Genomic DNA, 18,616 nt, shown 5'->3' on the forward strand with positions numbered 1-18,616 from the left:
GGATGCCGGGCGTTTCTTATCTACTTCACCTGGGTGGTAGCGAAGTTGTTGGTGGTCAGGGGGCTCTGGTGGTAACCCTCGACGTTTTTGCGCATTGCGGTGAACATTTTCGGATAGGCCATGGGGATCCAGGGTTGCTCTTTGTCGAAAATGTCCTGGGCCTGTTCATAGAGTGCGGTCCGTTTGGCCGGCTCGGATTCGGCGCGGGCCTGATCGATCAGGTTCTGGAACGCTTTATTGCACCAGCGAGCGTAGTTTTCGCCGTTTTTGGCGGCCTCGCAACTGAGGTTGGGGGTCAGGAAGTTGTCCGGGTCCCCGTTATCCCCTGCCCAGCCGGCGGAAACCATGTCGTGCTCGCCGTTCTTGGCGCGCTTGAGCATCTCGCCCCATTCCATGACGCGGATATCGATCTTGAGGCCGATCTTCGCCAGGTCGGACTGCATCATCTGCGCGCCAAGCAGCGGGTTGGGGTTGGTCGGGCCACCGCCGTTGCGGGTGAACAGGGTGAAGACCGTGCCATCCGGCACGCCGGCTTCCTTGATCAGGGCGCGGGCCTTGTCCAGGTCGCGGGCCGGGTTGCCCAGGCTGGCGTTGAAGCCCAGCAGGGTCGGCGGGTAGGGACCGGTGCCGACCACCGCGTTGCCCTTGCCGTACAGGCTGTTGACGTAGGCTTCCTTGTCGAAGGCGATGTTGATGGCCTGACGGACACGCGGGTCGCTCATGTACTTCTTGGTGGTGTTCAGGGCCACGTAGCCCACGGTCATGGCGGCCAGGTCGTCGACCTTCAGGTTGGTATCGGCCTTGATGCTCGGGATGTCGTCGGGTTTCGGATACAGGGCGACCTGGCACTCGTTGGCCTTGAGCTTCTGCAGGCGCACGTTGTTATCGGTGGTGATCGCCAGGATCAGCGCGTCGGCTGGCGGCTTGCCGCGGAAGTAGTCCGGGTTGGCCTTGAACCGCACCTGGGCGTCCTTGGCGTAGCGCTGGAAGACGAACGGGCCGGTGCCGATCGGCTTGCTGTTCAGCTCGCCGGGTTTGCCGGCCTTGAGCAACTGGTCGGCGTATTCGGCCGGGAAGATCGAGGCGAAGGCCATGGCCACGTCGGCCAGGAAAGGTGCTTCACGACGGGTCAGAGTGAAGACCACGGTGTGGTCGTCGGTTTTCTCGACGCTTTTGAGCAGCTCCTTGAAGCCCATGCTCTCGAAATAGGGGAAGCCCACGCTGGACTTGTCATGCCACGGGTGTTTCGGGTCCAACTGACGCTGGAAACTCCAGAGCACGTCGTCGGCGTTCATCTCGCGGGTCGGCGTGAAGTAATCGGTGCTGTGGAACTTGACGCCTTTGCGCAGGTGGAAGGTGTAGGTCAGGCCGTCCGGGCTGATCTCCCAGGACTCGGCCAGGGCCGGCTCGATGTCCGTGGTGCCGGGCTTGAAGTCCACCAGGCGGTTGAAGATGGTTTCCGCCACCGCGTCGGCAGTGACTGCAGTCGTGTACTGGACCATATCGAAGCCTTCCGGGCTGGCTTCGGTACAGACCACCAAGGGCTTGGCCGAGACGCCTGCGGCGACGCTCAGCAGTGCGGCAGCGATGGCCGCTCTTAGGGGAAGCATTTTCATCTAGAACCCTCTGCAATCGGTTGAACCAGAGTAGCTGGAATGGCGAATTCGTCATGAGTTCGCCATCCAGCCGGTGTGTTTTTAGAGAATGTTGAACGGGATGGTGGTGACCAGGCGGAACTCGTTGATGTTGCCGTCGGCCTGATGTTCGCTGGCCCGGTGCGTGGTGTAGGTCGCACGAATGGCGGTGGCCTTGAGCGGACCACTCTGAACTGCATAAGACGCGCCAATACCGTATTCGTAGTGGGTTTCACCATCCATCAGGCTCAGGTCGCCACGCTGGGCGCCCGGGTCGGTGTAGGCGGTGCCGCGGTAGTGGGTACCGTCAATGCCCCAGCCACGGGCCTGGTAGATGTTGAACTTCAGGCCCGGTACACCGTATTCGGCCATGTTGAGGCCGTAGGCGATCTGGAAGGATTTCTCGTTCGGGCCGTTGAAGTCCGAGAGCAGGGAGTTGGCCAGGTAGATGCCGTTGGTTTCGTGCAGGTAGTCGAAGTAGGTGTCGCCGTTCACTTCCTGGTACGAGAAGGTCAGGCTGTGAGCCTGGTGAGCCAGGCCGAGCGACAGCGAGTAGGTGTCGTTGTCGATCTCGCCCATCAGCTTTTTGCCTTCGTCGACAGTCTTGTAGTAGTTCAGGCCGGTGGTCAGGCTCAGTACCTGGCTATCACCCAGTTCATGGGTGGCGCCGAAGTAGTACTGGTTCCAGAAGTCTTCGACCTTGGCGCCATACAGGCTGGTCTTCAAGCTCTTGAACGGCTGGTAGTTCACACCTGCGGTGTAGACCTTGTCGGTTTCCACGCCGGTGGCGGAGTACTCGGTACGGAATTTCGACAGGCTCTGTTCGCTCCGTGGCGAAACGCGATCGAAGCCGGCCAGGTCGAACGACAGGTTGTTCAGTTCTTCGCTGTGCAGGCTGATGCCTTCAAAGCTGGAAGGCAGCGCACGGTTGCCGATGACGTCGACAATCGGGGTGCTGAAGTTCTGACGACCGGCGGTCAGCGTGGTATTCGATACCCGGAACTTGACGTTGGCCAGGCCCAGTTTGCTCCACTGATCTACGGCGTCGCCGTTGGAGTCCGCCAGGGTACGGTTGGAGCCACCGGCAATGTCCTTGCGATCACGATCCAGCGCGATGGCGTTGTAGGCAGCCACTTCAGTGCTGACGCCAACGGTGCCCTGGGTGAAGCCCGAGGTGTAATTGAGGATGGTGCCCTGGACCCAGTTGATACGACGGGCGGTCGGGGTCTTGGGTGCAGTGGGATCGTTTTTGACGCTGTTTTTCTTGTAGCTGAACCGGTCGTCACGACGCTTCAGTTCATTGGCATACCAGTTGCGGGTAGTGCCCCCAAGGCTCTGTCCGTCAATGAAACCCTTGGCTTCACTTTGGGCATTGGTGCCGACCAGGGTCGTCGGAATGAATTCCTGGCTCACGCTTTCCGCATGGGCCATGGCCGTGATGCTGCTGATGGCCAGGGCCAGTAACGCGGTGTTGCTCGGTTTCATGGGTGAAGCTCCTTTGCTTTCTTTATTTTTATGTCGGTCTTTTTGGGTTGACCGGCTTTTGGTTTACAACTCATTCAAGGCATCGCAAACGTTTGCATGAGGCTTGATCGCCGAATTCAGGCAACAGATTTGCGTGGGGGCGAATGTCGCCCCCAGCGGCCTGGTTAATCATTTATTGGTCGATGCTGACGCCCGAGAACACGTTGCGGCCGAAGGGGCTGACCTTGAATCCTTCGACTTTGGCGCTCAACGGCTGGTTGACCGTCGAGTGGGCGACAGGGGTGATCGGTACCTGCTGCTTGAGCAACTGCTGGGCCTGTTGGTAGAGCACCGTGCGCTGTTCGCGATCGGTGACGATCTTGGCCTGCTTGATCAGCTTGTCGTACTGCGGGTCGCACCACATGGAATAGTTGTTGCCGCCAATGGCGTCGCAGCTGTACAGGGTGCCGAGCCAGTTGTCCGGGTCGCCGTTGTCGCCGGTCCAGCCGATCAGGCTGATGTCGTGCTCGCCATTCTTGGTGCGCTTGATGTACTCGCCCCATTCGTAGCTGACGATCTTCACTTTCAGGCCGATCTTGCCCCAGTCGGACTGGAGCATTTCGGCCATCAGCTTGGCGTTGGGGTTGTAGGGACGTTGCACGGGCATGGCCCAGAGAGTGATTTCCGTGCCTTCCTTGACCCCGGCGGCCTTGAGCAGCTCACGGGCCTTTTGCGGGTTGTAGGCGGCGTCCTTGATGCTGGTGTCGTAGGACCACTGGGTCGGCGGCATGGCGTTGACAGCCAGTTGGCCGGCGCCCTGGTACACAGCGTTGAGAATGCCTTGCTTGTTCACCGCCATGTCCAGCGCCTGGCGCACTTCGAGCTGGTCGAAGGGCTTGTGGCGAACGTTGTAGGCGATATAGCCGAGGTTGAAGCCAGGCTTTTCGATCAGTTGCAGTTTCGGGTCTTTTTTCAGTGCTTCGACATCGGCTGGCCGCGGGTGCAGGGTGATCTGGCATTCGCCGGCCTTGAGCTTCTGCACGCGCACCGAGGCATCGGTGTTGATGGAGAAAATCAGCTGGTCGAGCTTGACCCGGCTCAGGTCCCAGTACTGCTTGTTGGCGGTGTAGCGGATGTTCGAGTCTTTCTGGTAGCTCTTGAACGCGAACGGCCCAGTGCCGACCGGCTTCTGGTTGATCTCGCTGGGCTTGCCGGCCTTGAGCAACTGGTCGGCGTATTCGGCCGAGAGGATCGCGGCGAAGCTCATGGCGATGTTCTGGATGAACGCGGCGTCCACCGAGTTCAGGGTCATCACCACGGTCAGCGGCCCGGTCTTCTCGACCTTGGCGATGTTCTTGTTCAGGCTCATCCCGTTGAAGTAGGGAAACTCGGTCGGGTAGGCCTTACGGAAAGGGTGCTCGGCGTCGAGCATGCGGGTGAAGGTGAAGACCACGTCGTCGGCGTTGAAATCACGCGTCGGCTTGAAGTACGGCGTGGTATGGAACTTCACCCCTTCGCGCAGGTGGAAGGTGTACTGCAGGCCGTCCGCGGAAATATCCCAACGGGTGGCCAGGCCCGGCACCACATTGGTCGCGCCCTTTTCGAACTCCGCCAGCCGGTTGTACAGCGGCTCCGCCGCGTCATTGTCGGTGGCGGTGGTGTATTGCGCGGTGTCGAAACCGGCCGGGCTGCCTTCGGAGCAGAACACCAGGCTGTTGCTGGCCGCCAGGCTGGCGGAGGTCGCGGTCAACAGACCGGTGCCCAGCAGGGCGGATAAAACCAGGGGATGACGCATGACGATCCCTCTCCTTTTTTATTGTTTTGATCGATGAGCAGTCGCCCCATCCGGAGGCGGTCATGTCATCGGTCCCAAGTCTCGCTTGCAGCAAATGCCGGGCAATGGATGCACCACTCCATGCTTTGACGGTAGGGGTCGCCGCATGGGTAGTAAATGCCAAAGAGCCTGAAAGACATGTAGGGAACTTCCGAAATGCCCGTACTCACCACGATGGGGCGCAGCAAGAGGAAGAGCGTTCGAGTTCCGGCAGTCCTGGCAGGTAAGGCAACGGCGACGTCAGATGACGTCGCCGTTGCGGACCCTTATTTGCTGATGCTGACGCCGTAGAACGAGTTCAGGCCAAAGGGGCTGATCTTGAAGTCCTGCACGTTGGCGCGCATGGGTTGGAACACCGTCGAGTGGGCGATAGGTGTCATCGGGACTTGGTCTTTGAGGAGGTGTTGCGCCTGCTTGTACAGCTCGGTGCGTTTGGCCACGTCCGGGGTGGCCTTGGCTTGCTTGATCAATGCGTCGTACGGCTTGTCGCACCATTTGGAGAAGTTGTTGCCGTTCATGGCGTCGCAGCCGAACAGGGTGCCGAGCCAGTTGTCCGGGTCACCATTGTCACCGCTCCAGCCGATGATCATCGCCTGGTTCTCGCCGCCCTTGGAACGCTTGATGTACTCGCCCCATTCGTAGCTGACGATGTTGACCTTCAGGCCGATCTTCGCCCAGTCGGACTGCAGCATTTCAGCCATCAGCTTGGCGTTCGGGTTGTACGGACGCTGCACGGGCATGGCCCACAGGGTGATCTGGGTGCCTTCCTTGATGCCGGCTTCCTTGAGCAGCGCCTTGGCTTTCTCAGGGTCGTACTTGGCATCCTTGATAGTGTTGTCATAGGACCACTGGGTCGGTGGCATGGCGTTGACCGCCAGCTGGCCCGCGCCCTGGTAGACCGAGTCGATGATCTGCTGCTTGTTCACCGCCATGTCCAGCGCCTGACGGACCTTGAGGTCGGCCAGCGGGTTGGCGTCGGTGCGGCCCTTGAGCACAGGCATCACGTTGTAGGCGATGTAGCCGAGGTTGAAGCCGGCCTGTTGCGGCAGCTTGAGGGTCTTGTCCTCGCCCAGGGCCTTGAGGTCGGCCGGGCGCGGGAACAGGGTGACCTGGCATTCGTTCTTTTTCAGCTTCTGGATGCGTACCGACGGGTCGGTGGTGATGGCGAAGATCAGGTTGTCGATCTTCACGTCTTCAGGCTTCCAGTACTCCTTGTTGCCGGTGTAACGGATGTTGGAGTCTTTCTGGTAGCTCTTGAACACGAACGGGCCAGTGCCGATCGGCTTCTGGTTGATGTCGCCCGGCTTGCCTTCCTTGAGCAGTTGGTCGGCGTACTCGGCGGACTGGATGGAGGCGAAGCTCATCGCCAGGTTCTGGATGAACGCTGCGTCTACGGTTTTCAGGGTGAACTTGACGGTCTTGTCGTCGACTTTCTCGACTTTGGTGATGTTGGTGTCCATCCCCATGTCGGTGAAGTAAGGGAATTCGGTCGGGTACGCCTTGCGGAACGGCATGTCCTTGTCGAGCATGCGGTTGAACGTGAAGAGCACGTCGTCGGCGTTGAAATCACGGGTCGGCTTGAAGTACGGCGTGGTGTGGAACTTCACCCCATCGCGCAGATGGAAGGTGTAGGTCAGGCCATCGTCGGAAATGTCCCAACTGGTCGCCAGGCCAGGAACGACGGCGGTGCCGCCACGCTCGAACTGGCTGAGACGGTTGAACATGGTTTCTGCTGAGGCGTCGAAGTCGGTTCCGGTGGTGTACTGGCCTGGGTCGAAACCGGCCGGGCTCCCTTCGGAGCAGAACACCAGGTTAGTCGCCGCCTGGGCGAAGGGGGCGCTGGCGAGCAAGCCGGCGCTGACTAAAAGCGGAATGACTGCTTGTTTGAACATGGTTGCCTCATGATTTGTTGTCATTTTTGGTGTAGAGGGCGACCTTATGAGTCGACCCGCCGATACTTATGCAGGCCCCATACCCAATGCAAGATGCGGGGCCGTCACAAGTATCAAGGAGTGGAACGAACGTACAGGAATGACGCATTTGTATAAATATTGACGAATTTGACCCTATGCGCTGGTTTTTTCTGGTGCATGGGTTGCCTTCTTACGGGGCAGTCAGGGCGAGTCGTGCCTCCGGTTGGTGCGTTGCTGGAGCAGGTGTCGACCGGCTTCTGGTTGAGCTGTCTGGCCTGGCCTGCCTGGCGCAAATGTTTGGTGCATTGGGTTGACCGGATGAAGTAGGGCGACTTGCTGGGGGAGGCCGTGGAGAACGGATGCCCGGGATCTTGCAGGCGATGGCGGGTGAACAGCACATCGCCGGCGGTGTTGACGTTGTGGCTCGCAGTGAAGTTGTCACTGTGGAGGTTGCGGGTGGCGTGTGACGGTGGGATGCCGAGGATCAGCCCCGCTGTCTGCCAAACCTGGAGCGGAAAGGTCTTACGCATGCAAACCTCATTTTTTCTTTTTCTAGGGCGTATCTGAGGATTGGCCTTGTGGGCCGGGGCAACTCGCCTTCTATGGGGAGTGGATGCAGCCCCATGGACCCTGTGCGGCGACGGCGATCGCTTGTTATGTGGTTGATTGACGATTCGCCGATGCCGAAATTAAGTCATGCTGAAATCGTGGTCAACGAAAATTAAGCGTGACTTACATTTCTCTTGCGCACGGGGTGTCTGTGAGGTTGCGCAGGCGGCCACGGGCCGGGTTCAGGCCGCTGAATGGTCGTCGAACAGGCCCATGGTCGTGACGGTCAATACTTCCGCCGGGCCGTTGCCGGCGTTAGCCAGGTAGTGAGGTTTGGTCGAGTCGAAGTGCACCGAGTCGCCGGCGCCGAGGGGATACTGGTGCCCCTCGATGGTGTAGACAATCTGCCCCGCAAGAACGTAGGAGAACTCGGAGCCATCATGGGAAATCAGTTCCGACTGGTAGCCCACCGGTATGTTCATCTTCACCGCGTTGATCAGGTTGCCGGGAAAGGAACTGGACAGCCGCTCGTAGGCCAGGGGCTGGCCTTCGATGGTGTAGCGCACCCGCTTGCCGTCGTGGGAGTCGGGTTGTGCCTGGGTCGGCTGGTCGAATAGGGCGTTCAGCGGAACGTTCAGAGACTTGGCAATGTTGACCAGGGAGGAGATCGAGACTCCGGTGAGATTGCGTTCCGCCTGGGAGAGGAAACTGGCGGTCAGACCGGATTCGCTGGCAATCTGGCGCAGGGTTTTCTTGGCGGCGCGGCGATAGCGACGCAGGCGTTCGCCGATGCGGTCTGCGGTCATTGGAGAGACTCTTATAGGAAAGGCGCAGTATACCCGGTGGCCGTCAATGACGTCTGATAGGCGCAATACCGAGGTCCGTGACTTTAGCATCACCGACGAGGCTGAACTCAACCCTCCCCAAGGCGAGTCCCTCAGGCTCGGGTTGAAATAGTTGGTAAAAAACCGCGGTAACCTGATTTTGTGGTGGAGGTTACCGCCGTCTGGGAAGGTAGGGAAAAACGTTACGGCATCAGGACTTCGATCGAGCCATCGGCGGTCATGCTGACCTGGCTGGTGCCGGCTTCGACTTCCGGAGTGACCGGCGCGGCATCCATGCTCGCGGCTTTCATCATCATCTGGCCACGCAGGTACGGTTGTGGATAACCGTTGCTGTTGAGGTTCAGGTTGACGATCTTGTAGCCCTTGCCGCCCAGTGCCTCGGTGGTCAGTTGCGCGCGTGCCTTGAAGGCGTCGACCGCTTCCTTGAGCAGCTTGTCTTCGCTGGCCTTGCGGGTCGGGTCGGCGATGGCGAAGTCCATGCCGCCCATCTTCAGGTCGGTCAGCAGTTCGCCGGTGAGCTTGGACAGCGCGGCGAAATCCGAGCTTTCCAGGCGCAGCTCGGCGCGTTCACGCCAGCCGATGATCTTCTGGCCCTTGGTGTCGTAGATCGGGTAGCTGTTGCGGCTGCCCTGGCGCAAGGTGATGTCCTTGACCTGGCGTGCCTGGCCCAGGGCCTTGTTCATGGTGGTGGTGATTTCCGCAGCGAGCTTGGCCGGGTCGGCGTTCTGCGATTCGCTGTAGAGGGTGACGATCATCAGGTCGCGAGCCACTTCCTGACTGACTTCGGCGCGCAGGGAGATCTGGTTGTAATGAAGCTCATCGGCGGCCAGGGCCGGCAGGCTGGCGAGGGTGCCGACACTGAGGGCGAGAAGGGCGGCGCTGCGACTGAATGTGTGCATGAAAACTCCTTGAGTACGGTCCGCAGGTATTGGGTCCCAGCCTGCGTGAAACCATCAGACTCTAGCTTTTATTGTCTGGTTCGGCCCGTTAACAACTTCTATACATCTATCTCCCAACGCCAATTGTGGGGGCTTTTGTAGCCGCTGGCGAAGCCTGCGCTCGACTGCGCAGCAGTCGTAATCTGTTCTTGAGTCAGACTCCGAGATCGGGATGGTCAGCGCTTTGCGCTCTATCGCGGGCAAGCCTCGCTCCTACCAAAGCGCCGCGTATCTGTAGGAGCGAGGCTTGCCCGCGATAGGCCGTTACACAAAACTGTGGCGGTTTGCCGCAGTTTTGCCTGTCTGGGCCGCTGCTTGGTTATACTCGTCGCGATCCGCCTGGAGCGCTCATCAGGAGAGCTCATGCTCGCCCCCGTACAACTGCTTTCCGCTACTCGTCAGAACCTCTGGCGTCTGACTTTCATCCGCATCCTGGTTCTGGCCGCACAGGCCGGTTCGGTGGGGCTCGCCTACTGGTTCGACCTGCTGCCGCTGCCCTGGCTGCAACTGGCCGTCACCCTGGGCCTGTCGCTGATTCTCTGCGCCTTCACCGCCATTCGCCTGCGTACCTCGTGGCCGGTCACCGAGCTGGAATACGCCGTGCAATTGGCCTGTGACCTGTTTATCCACAGTGCCCTGCTGTATTTCTCCGGTGGCTCGACCAACCCCTTCGTCTCCTATTACCTGGTGCCGCTGACCATCGCCGCCGTGACCTTGCCATGGCGTTACTCGGTGGTTCTTTCCGGCATCGCGCTGACCATGTACACCTTGCTGCTGGCGCAGTTCTACCCGCTGCAGACTTTCCCCATCGCCCGGGAAAACCTGCAGATCTATGGGATGTGGCTGAGCTTCGCCCTGGCCGCGGCGGTGATCACCTTCTTCGCCGCGAGAATGGCCGAGGAGCTGCGACGGCAGGAGGAGCTGCGGGCGATCCGCCGCGAAGAGGGCCTGCGCGACCAGCAGTTGCTGGCTGTCGCGACCCAGGCCGCTGGCGCCGCCCACGAACTGGGAACGCCCCTGGCGACCATGAGCGTGCTGCTCAAGGAAATGCGCCAGGACAACCTCGACCCGCTGCTGCAAGATGATCTGGGCGTGCTCCAGGATCAGGTCAAGCTGTGCAAGGAAACCCTGCAGCAACTGGTGCGCGCCGCCGAGGCCAATCGCCGGATGGCCGTGGAGATGCAGGATGTCACCGTCTGGCTCGATGAAGCGCTGAACCGCTGGCACCTGATGCGCCCCGAAGCCACCTATCGTTTCCAGTTGCTGGGCCAGGGCCCGATGCCGCGGGTAGCGCCGCCGCCGGACTTGACCCAGGCGTTGCTCAACCTGCTGAACAATGCCGCCGACGCCTGCCCGGAAGGGCTGGAAGTACAGCTGGATTGGGACGCCGAGACCCTGACCATCAGCATTCGCGACCACGGCGCCGGTGTGCCGCTGGCCATCGCCGAGCAGATCGGCAAACCGTTTTTTACCACCAAGGGCAAAGGTTTCGGCCTGGGCCTGTTTTTGAGCAAAGCCAGCGTGACACGCGCCGGCGGCTCAGTGAAACTCTACAGTCATGAGGAAGGCGGCACGCTCACCGAGCTGCGTCTGCCCCACGGCGCCCGAGGAGACCAACATGAGTGACGAAATTCAAGTCGAAGGCGAAGAACTGCCGCATCTGTTGCTGGTGGATGACGACGCCACCTTCACCCGGGTGATGGCGCGGGCCATGAGCCGTCGTGGCTTTCGCGTCAGCACCGCGGGTTCGGCCGAGGAAGGCCTGGCCCTCGCCCAGCAGGACCTGCCGGACTTCGCCGCGCTGGACCTGAAGATGGACGGCGATTCCGGCCTGGTGCTGCTGCCCAAGCTGCTCGAACTCGATCCGGAAATGCGCGTGGTGATCCTCACCGGTTATTCGAGCATCGCCACCGCGGTCGAAGCGATCAAGCGCGGCGCCTGCAACTACCTGTGCAAACCGGCCGACGCCGATGACGTGCTGGCCGCGCTGCTCTCCGAGCACGCCGACCTCGACACCCTGGTGCCGGAAAACCCGATGTCGGTGGATCGCCTGCAATGGGAGCACATCCAGCGGGTGCTGACCGAACACGAAGGCAACATCTCCGCCACTGCCCGCGCCCTGGGCATGCACCGCCGAACGCTGCAGCGCAAGTTGCAGAAGCGCCCGGTTCGTCGCTGAACCGCGACTGAACGAATGTCCTCGGGACAAGTGAAAAAGCGAGCCGATCCTCTATGATCGGCTCGATGCTTGTCCCTATCCCAATCGAGCCTTGATGATGAATCAGAACGCTGAGTATTCCGCGGTCAACGATGCTGTGCGCGGGCAGTTTTTCCGTCGTGTCTGGGAAATGACTACGCCTTACTGGCGCAGTGAGGAGAAGGGCAAGGCCTGGTTGCTGCTGTTCGCGGTGGTCGCCTTGACCTTGTTCAGCGTGGCGATCTCGGTGTGGATCAACAGCTGGTACAAGGACTTCTACAACGCCCTGCAAAAGAAGGATGAAGCGGCGTTCTGGCAACTGATACTGTACTTCTGCGGGATTGCCGCGGTGGCCATCCTCGCCGCGGTCTACCGGCTCTACCTGACCCAGATGCTGACCATCCGCTGGCGGGCCTGGCTCACGGAAAAACACTTCGCCCGCTGGCTGGGCCACAAGAACTACTACCAGCTGGAGCAGGGCGGCTACACCGATAACCCGGACCAGCGGATTTCCGAAGACCTCAACAGTTTCACCAGCAATACCCTGGGGCTTGCCCTGGGCCTGCTGCGTACCGTGGTCAGCCTGGTGTCGTTCTCGATCATCCTGTGGGGCGTGTCGGGCAGTATCGAAGTCTTCGGCTACACCATTCCCGGCTACATGTTCTGGTGCGCCCTGATGTATGCCGCCGTCGGCAGCTGGCTGACCCACCTGATCGGCCGCCGCCTGATCGGCTTGAACAACAACCAGCAACGTTTCGAGGCAGACCTGCGTTTCTCCATGGTGCGGGTGCGCGAGAACGCCGAGAGCATCGCCCTGTACAACGGCGAACCGAATGAGAACAAGCGCCTGAGTGGCCGTTTCGGCATGGTCTGGCACAACTTCTGGGACATCATGAAGGTGTCCAAGCGCCTGACCTTCTTCACCTCGGGCTACGGCCAGATCGCGATCATTTTCCCCTTTATCGTCGCGGCTCCCCGTTACCTGACGGGCAAGATCGAGCTGGGCGAGCTGATGCAGATCAACTCGGCATTCGGCAACGTCCAGGAGAACTTCAGCTGGTTCATCACCGCTTATTCCGAGCTCGCGGCATGGCGCGCCACCTGTGACCGCCTGCTGAGCTTCCGCCAGGCCATGAGCGAAAACGAAGAGCGTGCGCCAGCCATCGACGTGCAAAGCCAGGGCGAAACCCTGCAGGTGCATAACCTTGGCCTGGATCTGGCGGACGGTCGGCACCTGCTGGCCGGTGCCGAGATGACCGTGACGGCCGGTGAGCGCCTGATGCTCAGCGGCCGTTCCGGCAGCGGCAAAAGTACCCTGCTGCGGGCGATGGGGCGGCTCTGGCCGGCCGGTCACGGCAGCATCCGCATGCCCGCCGAGCGTTATCTGTTCCTGCCGCAAAAGCCTTACCTGCCGATCGGCAGCCTGCGCGAAGCCTTGAGTTATCCACAGTCGGGCGACACCTACCCGCACGAGCGTTATATGCAGGTGCTGGAAACCTGTCGCCTGCCGCACCTGGTGTCCCGCCTGGACGAGAGCAATCACTGGCAGCGCATGTTGTCCCCGGGCGAGCAACAGCGCCTGGCCTTTGCCCGTGCGTTGCTCTACGCGCCGCAATGGCTGTACATGGATGAAGCCACCTCGGCCATGGACGAAGAGGACGAAGCGACCCTGTACCAGGCGCTGATCGACCAGCTTCCGGGGCTGAGCATTGTCAGCGTCGGGCATCGCAGCAGCCTCAAGCGTTTCCACCCGCGACACATCCGTATCGAGCGTGGGCATCTGGTCGACCAAGCGGTGACGGTGTAGTCAGCAGTGATCGTGTAACCCGGCTGAGCTATAGCGGCCCTTTGTGCTCGACACGCCGAGCCCATCCGGCGACCGTGGTGACCTTGCGTGATGTGCTGGCGATTCTTGAACTGCGTACCCGCCAGGATTCGGATGCGGCCCGAGCGGCTGCGCCATGCCCGTGAAAGGCCCCAGGCGCAGCGCTGATAAACGCAACAGGCGCCAAACCCGGGGAGGTTTGGCGCCTGTGTCATGTTGTCGTGACGTTATCGCGGGCAAGTCGGATCGCCGCCCGCTCGCTCCTACAGAAACACCGCTTGTCTTCGGTAGGAGCGAAGCTTGCTCGCGATGCTTTTAGCGGCCGTTGAGAATCGAGCGATCTACCCTTACAGCCAGTTTTCCGGCAGCGGGCTTGGCATCGAAGGCCACGCGCCCTTGCTTGTCGATGGTTGCCCGCGCGACGGGAGCGCCGTTGACCAGCAGTTCCAGGGGCGCGCCCTGCAGGGATTGGCCCGAGGCCAGTTCTAGAGTCAGATTGATAGCCATGTCGATGTCCTTATCAGGCATTGCGGTCGATGTAAGTGGTGGCGGTCTTGTCGAGCGAAGCGATCAGCTCCGGCGAGCCGCCGCGGAACTGGCGGAAGAGGTTGCGCCCGCTGGAGCCGCTGCCGGTATCCACCGGTACATTCAGGGTTGGCTGGAAGCGTTCGCTCAGTTCGGCGTAGGCGGACCAGGGGCCGATGTACGACTCGTTCAAGCCGTTGGTGTAGCTGAAGGCATAACGCACGGCATTGCCTGGCAGCCAGTTGGGCTCGCTGGGTGTCTGGCTCTGCCAGCCATTGGCCTGGATGCTCGGGGCAAGCGTCGGTGCTTCCAGGTAGCCCGCCGGCTTGTTGGGCTTGTAGTCCTTGAGCAGCAGGTAAGTGCTCCAGCCCCACCAGTTGTCGATGGTCTTGGTATCGTTCAGGTTGTTCACGTCGCTGCGTCGCAGCACCTTGTCGCCCTGCATCACGAACAGCGGTGAAAAGTTGCCGCTCTTGGCTGCGTTCAGGTCCGGCAGCAGCTTCAGCGCCGTGAAGTTACCGGGCGTCGGGGTCGTGCCGCTGAGGTAGCTTTCGAAGATCTCGTCCGCCGAGCGCTGCACCGCCAGCTTGACCTGCTTGCGGTTGTTGCTGTCGATGGTGTCGAAATAACGCTTGTCGCCATAGGCATGCCAGCGGTCGCCCTGGGCGTTGCTGACGTTGAGGCCGAACTTGCTGTCTTCGTCGTGCATGAAGCGGGTGATCAGCGAACCCAGGTCACTCGGCGTGACCACTGCCGCCAGTTGCTTGCGCGGTACCCGCACATGGCCGGCGGAGAACAGGTCGGTGAGGAAGTGATCGGCGAAGGCGTTCATGGCGTAGGCCAGTTCCAGTTGCTTCTCGTCGGCGTTCTTGTGCGCCAGCACCGCCTGCTGCAAGGCGGCGGTGTGCCCGGCGATGTAAGCCAGCAGCGCCCATTCGCCGAAATGGTCGGCATTGTTGGCCGCCAGCTTCAGGTAGCGACCCAGGGGGAACAGGGCCGAGGCGAAACTGCCGCCGCCGGTGATCTTGTTCCACTCCTCGGACAAGGTATCTCCCAGGGCGTCATACGCCTCGTGAGGTTGCCGGCCGTCCTTGAGTGCCTGGTTGGCGGCGGCGATTTCCTTCTGCATCACCGCGAGAATCTGTTTCGCCTCGTCCTTGGCCGCCGGCAACACGGCGAGGGAGTTGAACGCGGCGGTAAAACGCTGCAAACGATCCGCCGGCGTCGCGCCTTCGCAGATCGGCTGGTCGGGGATGCCATAAAAATCGCCGCCCAGCGCCACCACCTGGCCGTAGCTCAGGGCCAGGCCATTGGGCAGGTGCAATTCGACCTGCCAGGCCGGAATGCCAGGGGCGCCCTTGACGAAACGCAACAGGGTGGCGTCGCCGATGGCGGTGTGCTCGCCACCCTCGAAGCGCAGCTGGGGCAGGGCCTTGAGGTTTTTGCCCGGTGCCGCGGGAAGGATCCCGGGCTTGTGGTATTTGATGGTGTGATGGCCGTCGGCGATCAGTACCAGGTGGTCGCCGTCACCGGAAATGGCAATGCCGCGTTCGCTGAAAAGACTGTCCAGATCGGCAACGATCTGGCTTTTGTGCTGCAGCTGTTCCCGCTGCTGAGTGTGTAGACCTGACATTTCTAGCTCCTTGATATGTCGTAGGTATTTCATAAATTAACTGTATGCATATACAGTTGTTTGCGAGCATAAAGCAAAATCCTGACTCGTCAAGCAGGTATTTTTTGCCGCGCATTTTGATGGAGGGGTGACGAATTGAAGGGCATGTCGCAATCCGTGTAGCCGCTGCCGAAGGCTGCGATCGACCGCAGCGCGGGCGTGGGGTTTGATAGCGTCGAATTCCTGCGGCCGATCTGCTCTCGGTCCGGGCAAATCCATCGGGCTTAAGGGCGCGGCCTGGCTTATCATTAGCCGCCTAACGACAGGCTCAAGGTTGACCCGGCATGCTGGCCATTTTTCTCGAAACGCTGAACATCACCGCGCCGGTATTCGCCATGTTGTTTCTCGGTGTGCTGCTCAAGCGCATCGGCTGGATCAACGACGGTTTTATCCACACGGCGTCGTCCCTGGTATTCAACGTCACCATGCCGGCGCTGCTGTTTCTCGGGATTCTCCATGCCGACCTGCATTCGGCGCTCAAGCCCGGGCTGCTGATCTATTTCGCCGTGGCCACCCTGGCCAGCTTTGCCTTCGCCTGGGGCTGGGCGATTTGGCGCTGCCCACGGGAAGACCGGGGCATCTACACTCAGGGCGCGTTTCGCGGTAACAACGGGGTCATCGGCCTGGCGCTCGCGGCCAGCATGTATGGCGACTACGGGATTTCCCTTGGGGCGATTCTCGCGGCGCTGGTGATCCTGTTCTACAACACTCTGTCGACCATCGTCCTGGCGGTGTACAGCCCGGTGATCAAGTCCGATCCGTGGAGCATCTGCAAAAGCGTGGTCAGCAACCCGTTGATCATCAGCGTCCTGGCGGCAACGCCTTTCGCGGTTTTCCAGATCGGCCTGCCGACCTGGCTGGAGACGTCCGGCCAGTACCTGGCGCAGATGACCCTGCCGCTGGCATTGATCTGCATTGGCGGCACCCTGTCCCTGGCGGCGCTGCGCGAGAGTGGAGACCTGGCCTTGAGTTCGAGCCTGGTGAAAATGATCGGGCTGCCGATCCTCGCCACCCTGGGGGCCTGGCTCTGTGGATTCCGCGGGGCGGAGTTGGGGATTCTGTTCCTGTATTTCGGCAGCCCGACCGCGGCGGCGAGCTTTGTCATGGCCCGGGCGGCCAATGGCAATCATGAGCTGGCGGCGGCGATCATCGTCATCACCACGTTGATGGCGGCGGTGACCACCAATATCGGGATCTTCCTGCTGCAGTGGGGCGGGTGGATCTAGCCCTCTTCTGTAGGAGCGAGGCTTGCCCGCGATAGCGGTGTATCAGGCAGACCGCTATCGCGGGCAAGCCTCGCTCCTACAGATCACTCGGGTTTCTGGTAGGTGTCGATCACTTCCTGGGCGGCGCGGAACGCGTCGATCGCCGCCGGTACGCCGGCGTACACCGCGCAATGCAGCAGCGCCTCGCGAATCTCCTCTACCGTGCAGCCATTATTCAGGGCGCCACGGACATGGCCCTTGAGCTCCTGCGGGCACTTGAGCGCGGTCAGGGCAGCGAGGGTGATCAGGCTGCGGGTTTTCAGCGGCAGGCCTTCGCGGTTCCAGACACTGCCCCAGGCATGCTCGTTGACGAAATCCTGCAGCGGCTGGCTGAACTCGGTGGCGTTGCCCAGGGCGCGATCGACGAAGGCGTCACCCATCACTTGGCGGCGCATTTCCACGCCCTGCTTTTTATTCTCAGTCATTGCGCTTCCCCTTTTTTATGTTGGCGGCGCCAGGCTCGCAGCGAACTGAACAGCAGGAACGCCACCAGCACTGGCAGGACGAAAAACAGCATCAAGTCTTCCAGCTTGCCAGCCAGCGGCATGCCGGTGGTGAAGGACACCACATGCAGCCCATAGGCCAGGTACAGACCGAGAAACAGCAGGCCTTCGGCGCGGGTGACCCGATAACCCGAATAGAACACTGGCAGGCACAGCACGGCGACGCCCAGCATCACCGGCAGGTCGAAGTCCACGGCATTGGGCGATACCGACAAGGGCGTCGGCGCCACCAGGGCAGTGAAACCCAGGACCCCGAGCAGGTTGAACAGGTTGCTGCCGATGACGTTGCCCACGGCAATGTCGCGCTGGCCACGCAAGGCGGCAATCAGCGAGGTGGCCAGGGCCGGCAGGGAAGTACCGACGGCGACTATGGTCAGGCCGATGATGCGCTCGGACAGCCCGAGGTCAGTGGCGACTTCCACCGCTGCTTCGAGCAACAGATGGCCGGCGAACACCAGCAGGAGCAGGCCGCCAATCATCCACAGCAGGCTGCTCAGCCAGTGCGGGCGGGGCGCGTCGGGATCTTGCTGGAAAGGCGGGCGCGCCGAGTGCCGCGACTGGTGCAGCAGCAACCCCAGGTAGAGGATCAGGGTGGCCAGCAGGATCAGGCCATCGAGGGGCGTCAGTTCTTCGTTGTAGGCCAGGGCGAACACCAGCAGGCTGGCGAGGATCATCAAGGGGATGTCCAACCGCACCAGCTGGCGCGATACCCGCAGCGGAATGATCAGGGCGGACAGGCCGAGGGTTACCAGGATGTTGAAGATGCCGCTGCCGATCACGCTGCCGACGGCGATGTCGGTGTTTTCGGCCAGGGTGGCTTGCAGGCTGACGGCCATCTGCGGGGCGCTGCTGCCGAAGGCGACGATGCTCAGGCCAATGATCAGCGCTCGTACACGCAGGCGGGCGGCGAGGCGGACCGCGCCGCGTACCAGCAATTCGGCGCCGGCGACCAGCAGGACCAGGCCACTGAACAACTGGAGGACGCTGAGCAGCGGTAAATCGGTTAATCCGAAAATGATCAGGGCTCCGTGGGTCAGTCGCTGATGGCTTGCACGCGCACCTTGGCGGTGCCGCTTCTGATCATACCCAACTGTTGCGCGGCGGCACGCGACAAATCGATCAGGCGGCCGCGGGTATGCGGGCCACGGTCGTTGATCCGGACCACGACGCTCTTGTCGTTATTGAGGTTGGTGACCTTGACGCGGGTGCCGAACGGCAGCTCGCGGTGCGCGGCGGTCATGCCGTGCTGGTTGAAGGGTTCGCCGCTGGCGGTGCGTTTGCCGTGGTGTTTGGCGCCGTAATAGGAAGCGACGCCGGTCTTGTCGTAACCCCGCGGGTCGATGACATGGCTGGCGCAGCCGGCCAGGAGAAAGAGCAGGGAACAGGCAGCCAGTAGCGACTTCATAAAAGGGAGCCCTAAATGCAAATGCAGGAGCGGACTTGCTCGCGATA

Annotated in this window: 16 protein-coding genes and 1 pseudogene; 5 read left to right on the top strand and 12 right to left on the bottom strand. The window is 61.3% G+C overall.

Annotated features, from left to right (window positions below; genetic code table 11):
• Positions 1-20 precede the first annotated feature (20 nt).
• From C4K38_RS04555 to C4K38_RS04585, 7 genes are all read right to left on the bottom strand, one after another.
• Positions 21-1,616 (bottom strand): ABC transporter substrate-binding protein, encoded by a 1,596-nt coding sequence (locus C4K38_RS04555; protein ID WP_053277448.1) that lies wholly within the window; start codon positions 1,614-1,616, stop codon positions 21-23.
• Between the two features lie 81 nt (positions 1,617-1,697).
• On the bottom strand, positions 1,698-3,119 hold the full coding sequence (locus C4K38_RS04560; protein ID WP_053277449.1) for an OprD family porin: 1,422 nt from the start codon (positions 3,117-3,119) through the stop codon (positions 1,698-1,700).
• Between the two features lie 172 nt (positions 3,120-3,291).
• Positions 3,292-4,893: an ABC transporter substrate-binding protein gene (locus C4K38_RS04565; RefSeq protein WP_053277450.1), complete on the bottom strand. Its 1,602-nt coding sequence runs from the start codon at positions 4,891-4,893 to the stop codon at positions 3,292-3,294.
• Positions 4,894-5,198: 305 nt separating this feature from the next.
• A complete protein-coding gene (locus C4K38_RS04570; protein WP_053277451.1) occupies positions 5,199-6,824 on the bottom strand; it encodes an ABC transporter substrate-binding protein in 1,626 nt (541 codons plus the stop codon).
• Positions 6,825-6,937: 113 nt separating this feature from the next.
• Complete coding sequence (locus tag C4K38_RS04575) at positions 6,938-7,375, bottom strand: hypothetical protein (RefSeq protein ID WP_081001430.1); 438 nt, start codon at positions 7,373-7,375, stop codon at positions 6,938-6,940.
• 261 nt (positions 7,376-7,636) lie between these two features.
• The gene (locus tag C4K38_RS04580) at positions 7,637-8,200 is read right to left on the bottom strand and encodes a cupin domain-containing protein (RefSeq protein WP_053277452.1); all 564 of its coding nucleotides are present in this window, start codon (positions 8,198-8,200) and stop codon (positions 7,637-7,639) included.
• A 221-nt stretch (positions 8,201-8,421) separates the two neighbouring features.
• The gene (locus C4K38_RS04585) at positions 8,422-9,138 is read right to left on the bottom strand and encodes an SIMPL domain-containing protein (RefSeq protein WP_053277453.1); all 717 of its coding nucleotides are present in this window, start codon (positions 9,136-9,138) and stop codon (positions 8,422-8,424) included.
• A 402-nt stretch (positions 9,139-9,540) separates the two neighbouring features.
• On the opposite strand from C4K38_RS04585, the gene C4K38_RS04590 reads away from it, so the two are divergent.
• From C4K38_RS04590 to C4K38_RS32850, 4 genes and pseudogenes are all read left to right on the top strand, one after another.
• Entirely contained in the window at positions 9,541-10,803 is a 1,263-nt protein-coding gene (locus C4K38_RS04590) for an ATP-binding protein (protein WP_009046974.1), read from the top strand.
• Positions 10,796-11,356, top strand: coding sequence for a response regulator transcription factor (locus C4K38_RS04595; RefSeq protein WP_009046975.1), 561 nt, complete (start codon positions 10,796-10,798; stop codon positions 11,354-11,356). Before C4K38_RS04590 ends, C4K38_RS04595 begins: the two co-directional genes overlap by 8 nt.
• 97 nt (positions 11,357-11,453) lie before the next feature.
• Positions 11,454-13,181, top strand: coding sequence for an ABC transporter ATP-binding protein/permease (locus C4K38_RS04600; RefSeq protein WP_053277457.1), 1,728 nt, complete (start codon positions 11,454-11,456; stop codon positions 13,179-13,181).
• Between the two features lie 40 nt (positions 13,182-13,221).
• Positions 13,222-13,333, top strand: a pseudogene (locus tag C4K38_RS32850) (GntR family transcriptional regulator); the annotation flags it as partial.
• A 181-nt stretch (positions 13,334-13,514) separates the two neighbouring features.
• Here the strand turns inward: C4K38_RS32850 and C4K38_RS04605 are convergent.
• Both C4K38_RS04605 and C4K38_RS04610 read right to left on the bottom strand, forming a co-directional pair.
• Positions 13,515-13,706 carry a hypothetical protein gene (locus C4K38_RS04605; RefSeq protein WP_053277458.1) on the bottom strand — a complete coding sequence of 64 codons (192 nt, stop codon included), beginning with the start codon at positions 13,704-13,706 and terminating at the stop codon, positions 13,515-13,517.
• A gap of 13 nt (positions 13,707-13,719) precedes the next feature.
• Positions 13,720-15,357 carry a hypothetical protein gene (locus C4K38_RS04610; RefSeq protein WP_053277454.1) on the bottom strand — a complete coding sequence of 546 codons (1,638 nt, stop codon included), beginning with the start codon at positions 15,355-15,357 and terminating at the stop codon, positions 13,720-13,722.
• Positions 15,358-15,680: 323 nt separating this feature from the next.
• Here C4K38_RS04610 and C4K38_RS04615 point away from each other — a divergent pair, with 323 nt between their 5' ends.
• Positions 15,681-16,622 (top strand): AEC family transporter, encoded by a 942-nt coding sequence (locus C4K38_RS04615; protein WP_053277455.1) that lies wholly within the window; start codon positions 15,681-15,683, stop codon positions 16,620-16,622.
• A gap of 83 nt (positions 16,623-16,705) precedes the next feature.
• Here C4K38_RS04615 and C4K38_RS04620 read toward each other — a convergent pair whose 3' ends face one another.
• From C4K38_RS04620 to C4K38_RS04630, 3 genes are read right to left on the bottom strand one after another with little or no spacing between them, the layout of a single operon-like run.
• The gene (locus C4K38_RS04620) at positions 16,706-17,086 is read right to left on the bottom strand and encodes a carboxymuconolactone decarboxylase family protein (protein WP_038582098.1); all 381 of its coding nucleotides are present in this window, start codon (positions 17,084-17,086) and stop codon (positions 16,706-16,708) included.
• Positions 17,083-18,138: a calcium/sodium antiporter gene (locus C4K38_RS04625; RefSeq protein WP_053277459.1), complete on the bottom strand. Its 1,056-nt coding sequence runs from the start codon at positions 18,136-18,138 to the stop codon at positions 17,083-17,085. The genes C4K38_RS04620 and C4K38_RS04625 overlap by 4 nt, the downstream gene beginning before the upstream one ends.
• Before the next feature lie 59 nt (positions 18,139-18,197).
• A complete protein-coding gene (locus C4K38_RS04630; protein WP_009046986.1) occupies positions 18,198-18,569 on the bottom strand; it encodes a septal ring lytic transglycosylase RlpA family protein in 372 nt (123 codons plus the stop codon).
• Positions 18,570-18,616 lie beyond the last annotated feature (47 nt).

The organism is Pseudomonas chlororaphis subsp. piscium (assembly GCF_003850345.1).
GTDB lineage: Bacteria > Pseudomonadota > Gammaproteobacteria > Pseudomonadales > Pseudomonadaceae > Aquipseudomonas > Aquipseudomonas piscium.

What these genes read in the sequence shown, in the direction of transcription:
- C4K38_RS04575 (WP_081001430.1), bottom strand. Translation starts at nt 7,375, where the DNA reads ATGCGTAAGACCTTTCCGCTCCAGGTTTGGCAGACAGCGGGGCTGATC.
- C4K38_RS04560 (WP_053277449.1), bottom strand. Translation starts at nt 3,119, where the DNA reads ATGAAACCGAGCAACACCGCGTTACTGGCCCTGGCCATCAGCAGCATC.
- C4K38_RS04600 (WP_053277457.1), top strand. Translation starts at nt 11,454, where the DNA reads ATGAATCAGAACGCTGAGTATTCCGCGGTCAACGATGCTGTGCGCGGG.
- C4K38_RS04610 (WP_053277454.1), bottom strand. Translation starts at nt 15,357, where the DNA reads ATGTCAGGTCTACACACTCAGCAGCGGGAACAGCTGCAGCACAAAAGC.
- C4K38_RS04555 (WP_053277448.1), bottom strand. Translation starts at nt 1,616, where the DNA reads ATGAAAATGCTTCCCCTAAGAGCGGCCATCGCTGCCGCACTGCTGAGC.
- C4K38_RS04585 (WP_053277453.1), bottom strand. Translation starts at nt 9,138, where the DNA reads ATGCACACATTCAGTCGCAGCGCCGCCCTTCTCGCCCTCAGTGTCGGC.
- C4K38_RS04605 (WP_053277458.1), bottom strand. Translation starts at nt 13,706, where the DNA reads ATGGCTATCAATCTGACTCTAGAACTGGCCTCGGGCCAATCCCTGCAG.
- C4K38_RS04620 (WP_038582098.1), bottom strand. Translation starts at nt 17,086, where the DNA reads ATGACTGAGAATAAAAAGCAGGGCGTGGAAATGCGCCGCCAAGTGATG.
- C4K38_RS04590 (WP_009046974.1), top strand. Translation starts at nt 9,541, where the DNA reads ATGCTCGCCCCCGTACAACTGCTTTCCGCTACTCGTCAGAACCTCTGG.
- C4K38_RS04565 (WP_053277450.1), bottom strand. Translation starts at nt 4,893, where the DNA reads ATGCGTCATCCCCTGGTTTTATCCGCCCTGCTGGGCACCGGTCTGTTG.
- C4K38_RS04615 (WP_053277455.1), top strand. Translation starts at nt 15,681, where the DNA reads ATGCTGGCCATTTTTCTCGAAACGCTGAACATCACCGCGCCGGTATTC.
- C4K38_RS04630 (WP_009046986.1), bottom strand. Translation starts at nt 18,569, where the DNA reads ATGAAGTCGCTACTGGCTGCCTGTTCCCTGCTCTTTCTCCTGGCCGGC.
- C4K38_RS04595 (WP_009046975.1), top strand. Translation starts at nt 10,796, where the DNA reads ATGAGTGACGAAATTCAAGTCGAAGGCGAAGAACTGCCGCATCTGTTG.
- C4K38_RS04570 (WP_053277451.1), bottom strand. Translation starts at nt 6,824, where the DNA reads ATGTTCAAACAAGCAGTCATTCCGCTTTTAGTCAGCGCCGGCTTGCTC.
- C4K38_RS04580 (WP_053277452.1), bottom strand. Translation starts at nt 8,200, where the DNA reads ATGACCGCAGACCGCATCGGCGAACGCCTGCGTCGCTATCGCCGCGCC.